The following is a 5,794-nucleotide window of genomic DNA, read 5'->3' on the forward strand; positions in this document are numbered from 1 at the left end:
CGCAGGTCACGTGTCACCTATGTCTCCGAACACCTGTTACCCATGTCTCCGGTCTGTACACCGCGCGCGGGAGAGGGAGCACCCAAGCGGTCAAGAGCAAATCTCGGGTTTGTGGTCGGCAGCGCTGAAGTTTACCGACACCGTCAGCCCGCCTCCGGGCGTATCCGCAAGCTCGACCGCTGCACCATGCAGCCGCGCGATCTCGCGCACGATCGACAGCCCCAGCCCGGTCCCTTCCACGGACTGTCCGCTCTCGCCGCGATAGAAGCGCCGGAACACCGCATCGCGCTCTGCCGGCGCAATGCCGGGGCCGTTGTCGATCACCTGCAGCCGCGGCACGCCGCCGTGCAGCGCCACGCGCACCGTGACCACCGCACCACGCCCCGCATAGCGGATCGCGTTGTCGATCAGGTTGCCCGTCAGCTCCTGCAGCAGCTCGGCCTGCCCGGAGACCTCCACCGGCCCTAACTGCTCGAAGCCCAGGTCGACCTCGCTGCCACGCGCCACCGGCGCCCAGTCCAGTGCCACGCCTTGCGCCAGCGCATCGAGCCGCAGCGGCCTGAGCGTGGGCATGTAGCCCGCATCAGGCTCCAGCCGCGACAGCGACAGCAGCTGCTGCACACCCTTGGAGGCATGGCGCACGGTGCCGTGCAGCAGCCGCATATGCTCGCGCACGCGTTCGCCGTCGCGCTCGCGCAGCGCCAGCTCGGACTGCGCCTGGATGATCGCCAGCGGCGTCTTGAGCTGGTGCGCGGCATCGGCAAAGAAGCGCTTGCGCGCCTGCACCATGCCGTGGAGCCGGTCCATGTACTGGTTCAGCGCCTGCACCAGCGGCTTCATCTCGGCGGGCAGGTCCTTCTGCTCGATCGGGTCGAGCTGCGTGCCGCGCCGTGCCACTGTGTCGGAGAGCCGGTTCAGCGGCCGCAGCCCGCGCCGCACGCCGAGCCAGACGATGCCCAGCGCCAGCGTCACCAGCATCAGCTCCTGCAGCAGCGAGCCGATCAGGATGTCGCGCGCCAGCAGCTGGCGCGGCTCGATGGTTTCGCCCACCAGCACCCACACCAGGCGCGTGCGCGCCGAGCCCACGTCGTGCACCGGCAGCGCCTGGGCCGCCATGCGCACCGGGTGCTCGCGGAAGACAGTGTCGTAGAACTCGGTGCGGTACAGCCGCAGCGGCGCCTCGGCCGGCATCGGCAGGTCGTCGTAGCCGGTCACGGTGGCGCCGTCCTCGTCGCGGATGCGGTAGAAGATGCGCGGGCCGGCCTGGTCGTCGAAGAGTTCCAGCGCCAGGTTTGGCACGTCGACCTGGAGCCGCCCCTCGCGCAGGCGGATGCCTTCGCGCATTGCGCGCAGCGACGCCTCCAGCGTGCGGTCGAAAGCGATATGCGCGGCCGACATGGCGCGCTCATAGGTCAGCCACGCATCGAAGGCGAGCAGGGCCATCAGCGGCAACAGCAGCCATAGCGACAGCTGCAGGCGCAGGCTGGGCGCCTGTCGTGGGAGCCTCATGCCGCCGGCCGCGCTTCGAGCAGGTAGCCCAGCCCGCGCAGTGTGACGATGGCCACGCCGCTGCCGTCGAGCTTCTTGCGCAGCCGGTGCACGTAGATCTCGATCGCATCCGGGTTGACCGATTCGTCGATGCCGAAGATCTTCTCCGACAGCGCCGCCTTGTTCACCGCGCGCCCATCGCGCAGCAGCAGCACCTCCAGCACGGCGCGTTCGCGCCCGGTCAGCGGCAGCAGCTCGCCGTGCAGCAGGACCGCACGGCTGACGCTGTCGTAGTGCAGCGGGCCGCAGGCGATCTGCGTGCTCTCATGCCCGTGGGCACGGCGGATCAGCGCGCGGGCGCGCGCTTCCAGTTCGGACAGGTCGAAGGGCTTGGCCAGGTAGTCGTCGGCGCCCAGGTCCAGGCCGCGCACGCGGTCTTCGACCGAGCCGTGCGCGGTCAGGATCAGCACCGGCAGCGGGTTGCGGCGCTGGCGCAGGCGGCGCAGCACTTCCAGGCCATCCAGTCCGGGCAGGCCCAGGTCCAGGATCAGCAGTGCGTAGTCCTGCGTGCTGAGCAGGTTGTCGGCGCTGCGGCCGTCGTGCATGCAGTCGACCGTGAAGCCGGCCTGGCCCAGGGCCTGGCTCAGGGAATTGGCCAGCATCACATTGTCTTCGGCAAGCAGGATACGCATGGGGCAGGGCAGTCAGGCGGCAATACGGAAAACCGGCCGGAACGGCCGAGGCCAGACAGATACAGGGAAGTGCGCCGGCTTAGAAGCTAGGGGAAACCCCCAATCCCGCAGCGGCGCCGTGCCCGCGAAAAGCCCGCATTCCGAAAGCGAACTGAAAGTGCGCGTCCCCTACCATCCGGCCGGCTAACGATTCACACAACAAGCACAAGCAAGGAGATAGCATGAAGCGTACGGCAATGGCATTCGCAGCGATGGGTCTGGCTGCGGCCGGGTCGGCATCCGCCCAATCGAGCGTGACCATGTATGGCCTGGTGGACGCCGGCATCGAATTTGTCAGCCACGCGGGCCCGGACGGCTCGGCGGTCAAGCTGACCTCGGGCGGCAAGAACACCTCGCGCTGGGGCATCCGCGGCAGCGAGGACCTGGGCGGCGGCCTGAAGGCGATCTTCGCCCTGGAAAGCGGCATTGCCATCGATACCGGCAGGCTGGACACCGACAACACGCTGTTCGACCGCCGTGCCACGGTGGGCCTGGCAAGCCGCTACGGCCAGGTGGTGCTGGGCCGCACCTTCACCACGACCTACGACTTCATGCTGCCGTTCGACCCGATGGGCTACGCGCCGGCCTATTCGTGGGCCACCTCGTCGACCGCCACCGGCGGCCGCAAGGACGGCCTGTTCTCGCGCGCCTCGAACGCGGTCCGCTACGACGGCAGCTTCGGCGGCCTGAAGCTGGGCGCGACCGTGGCCATGGGCGAAGTGGCGGGGGACTTCAAGAGCTCCTCCAAATACGCGCTGGGGGTGGGCTACAGCGCCGGCAAGTTTGCCGCGGCCGCCACCTGGGACCGCCAGAACGGCGCCGGCAGCAGCACCACGCCGGCCGACAGCACCGACTACATCCAGGGCATCCATGCCGGCGCCAGCTATGACTTCGGCGGCCTGAAGCTGTTTGCCGGCTACCGCAACTACAAGCGCACCTTCACCACCGGCGCGGCGACGGACCGCAGCGACATGTACTGGGGCGGCGCCAGCTATGACTTCACGCCGGCCTTCACGCTGTACGGCGCGGTCTACAAGCAGAACATCAAGGGCGGCAACAACGCCGACCCGATCCTGTTCTCACTGCGCGGCCAGTACGCGCTGTCCAAGCGCACGCTGGCCTACCTGTCGGTGGGCTATGCCGATGCGCGCAACGGGCAGAACGTCAGCGTCTCGCGCGACCTGATCGGGTTCGCCAACAACCAGACCGGCGTCATGGCCGGCCTGCAGCACCGCTTCTGAGGAAGGGGCGGCCTGAATGGCCGGAATGGCCTCATCGGCCTGTTGGGAACTGCCCGCCGCCTGGCGCATGGGTGTGCGCCATCGAGGGCGGCTGGCAGCTTGAGGCGCGTTGCCTCAGCCGGGCGCAGGGCGTAGCCGCACGCCTTGCGCCCTTCTTTTACCGGCGGGCAGGGCGCGCCGCCGGCGTGCGTGCCGCTCAGGGCACGATCACGATCTTGCCGGTGACCTTGCGCGCTTCCATGTCCTTGAGCGCCTGCGGAGCCTGCTCCAGCGGATAGCGCGCCGAGATATGCGGGCGGATCTTGCCTTCCTTCATCCAGCCCAGCATCTGCGCCATATTGGCCTGGTTGGCCTTGGGCTCGCGCCGCACGAAGTCGCCCCAGAACACGCCCACCAGCGAGGCGCCCTTGAGCAGCGCCAGGTTCAGCGGCAGCTTGGGGATCTCGCCGTTGGCAAAACCCACCACCAGGTAGCGGCCACGCCAGCCGATCGAACGGAAGGCCGGTTCGGCATAGATGCCGCCCACCGGGTCGTAGATCACGTCCGGACCCTTGCCGTCGGTCAGCGCCTTGATGCGTTCGCGCAGGTCCTCGGTGCTGTAGTTGATCAGCGCGTCGGCGCCGTGTTCCTTGCACACCGCCAGCTTCTCGTCGGTCGAGGCGGCGGCGATCACGCGCGCGCCAATGGCCTTGCCGATCTCGATCGCCGCCAGGCCCACGCCGCCGGCCGCGCCCAGCACCAGCATGGTCTGGCCGGCCTTCAGCTCGCCCCGGTCGATGACCGCGTGGTGCGAGGTGCCGTAGGTCAGCGTGAACGCCGCCGCGGTCTCGAAATCGATGCCGGGCGGCATCGGCACCACCGACGCCGCCGGCGCCTTGGCCTGGCTGGCGAACGCGCCGTTGCCCAGGTAGGCGATCACCTTGTCGCCGGGCTTGACGTGGGTGACGCCTTCGCCGACCGCATTGACCACGCCGGCCAGCTCCGAGCCCGGGCTGAACGGCAGGGCAGGCTTGGCCTGGTATTTGTTCTGGATGATGAGCACATCCGGGAAGTTGACGGCGGCCGCCTTGACGTCGATGACCACTTCGCCCTTGGCCGGTACCAGGTCGGGCAGGGTTTCGATGGTCAGCGAATCGGGCGGGCCCCAGGCTTTGCACAGTACGGCTTTCATCTTGTCTCCGGTGATGTTGGTGGCATTTCACGCCAGTCAAGCTTATGCGGGCGGGCAGGGCAAGTGTAGCGTAGAAATAGCACGGTCGTTCTGTTCCATGTCCAAGCTATGGAGGTGGTTATTTGCGGCCTGCATACAGCGCCAGAAACGTGCTTTCAGGGCGGCGCACGGGCCGCTTGCGCGCGCGCGCTCAGGTACAATCGCGCCATGCATATCCTTCTCGCCAACGACGACGGTTATCTCGCGCCGGGACTGGCCGTTTTGCATGCCGCGCTCGCGCCGCTGGGCCGGATCACGGTCATCGCGCCGGAGCAGAACCATAGCGGTGCCTCCAACTCCCTGACCCTGCAGCGGCCGCTGTCGATCTACGAAGCGCGCGAAGGCGTGCAAAAAGGTTTTCGCTTCGTCAACGGAACGCCGACCGACTGCGTGCATATCGCGCTGACGGGCCTGCTGGAAGAGAAACCCGACCTGGTGGTGTCCGGCATCAACCAGGGACAGAACATGGGCGAAGACGTGCTGTACTCCGGCACCGTCGCCGCCGCCATCGAGGGCTACCTGCTGGGCATTCCGTCGGTCGCCTTCTCGCAGGTGGACAAGGGCTGGGAGCACCTGGACGCCGCGGCACGCGTTGCGCGCACCGTGGTGGAGCGCATCATCGGCACGCCGCCGGCCGAGCCGTTCCTGCTCAACGTCAATATCCCGAACCTGCCGTTCGAACATATCAAGGGCTACCGCGCCACGCGCCTGGGCAAGCGCCATCCGTCGCAGCCGGTGATCACGCAGGTCAATCCGCGCGGCGACACCAACTACTGGATCGGCCCGGCGGGCGATGCGCGCGATGCCAGCGAGGGTACCGATTTCCATGCAGCTGCGGCGGGCTATGTCTCGCTCACGCCGTTGCAGCTCGACCTGACGCACCGCGGGCAGCTCGACGCGCTCGACCAGTGGTTGAAGTAGGCCACCGATCCGCAGTGTCGCGCCCCCGATGAGCACCACGCCCCCTCGCAGCAAGTTTCCGCTGCCGCTCGATGCGGTAGTCGAGCGCAAGCCCGCACCGGCCCGCACCGCCGGCATGCCTGCCGTGGGCACGCCGCGGCCGGCCGCGCCCACACCCGCGCCAGCCAAGCCGGCCAAGCCGCGCCTGCCGCGCACCGCCGCAC

General features: G+C 68.3%; 5 protein-coding genes and 1 pseudogene. 3 read left to right on the plus strand and 3 right to left on the minus strand.

What is annotated here, in order from left to right; all coding sequences use genetic code 11:
- Positions 1–90: 90 nt before the first annotated feature.
- Both AC3WLE_RS30325 and AC3WLE_RS30330 read right to left on the minus strand, forming a co-directional pair.
- Positions 91–1,509 carry a sensor histidine kinase gene (locus AC3WLE_RS30325; RefSeq protein ID WP_492319874.1) on the minus strand — a complete coding sequence of 473 codons (1,419 nt, stop codon included), beginning with the start codon at positions 1,507–1,509 and terminating at the stop codon, positions 91–93.
- Positions 1,506–2,180 carry a response regulator gene (locus AC3WLE_RS30330; RefSeq protein ID WP_010814248.1) on the minus strand — a complete coding sequence of 225 codons (675 nt, stop codon included), beginning with the start codon at positions 2,178–2,180 and terminating at the stop codon, positions 1,506–1,508. Before AC3WLE_RS30330 ends, AC3WLE_RS30325 begins: the two co-directional genes overlap by 4 nt.
- Before the next feature lie 221 nt (positions 2,181–2,401).
- On the opposite strand from AC3WLE_RS30330, the gene AC3WLE_RS30335 reads away from it, so the two are divergent.
- The gene (locus AC3WLE_RS30335) at positions 2,402–3,460 is read left to right on the plus strand and encodes a porin (RefSeq protein ID WP_492319876.1); all 1,059 of its coding nucleotides are present in this window, start codon (positions 2,402–2,404) and stop codon (positions 3,458–3,460) included.
- Positions 3,461–3,656: 196 nt separating this feature from the next.
- Here AC3WLE_RS30335 and AC3WLE_RS30340 read toward each other — a convergent pair whose 3' ends face one another.
- On the minus strand, positions 3,657–4,631 hold the full coding sequence (locus AC3WLE_RS30340) for an NADPH:quinone oxidoreductase family protein (protein WP_010814246.1): 975 nt from the start codon (positions 4,629–4,631) through the stop codon (positions 3,657–3,659).
- 207 nt (positions 4,632–4,838) lie between these two features.
- On the opposite strand from AC3WLE_RS30340, the gene surE reads away from it, so the two are divergent.
- On the plus strand, positions 4,839–5,591 hold the full coding sequence (gene surE, locus AC3WLE_RS30345; protein ID WP_010814245.1) for a 5'/3'-nucleotidase SurE: 753 nt from the start codon (positions 4,839–4,841) through the stop codon (positions 5,589–5,591).
- Positions 5,592–5,619: 28 nt separating this feature from the next.
- Positions 5,620–5,794: pseudogene (locus AC3WLE_RS30350) on the plus strand (protein-L-isoaspartate(D-aspartate) O-methyltransferase); the annotation flags it as partial.

Source organism: Cupriavidus sp. FW306-1B-F12B, assembly GCF_058781795.1.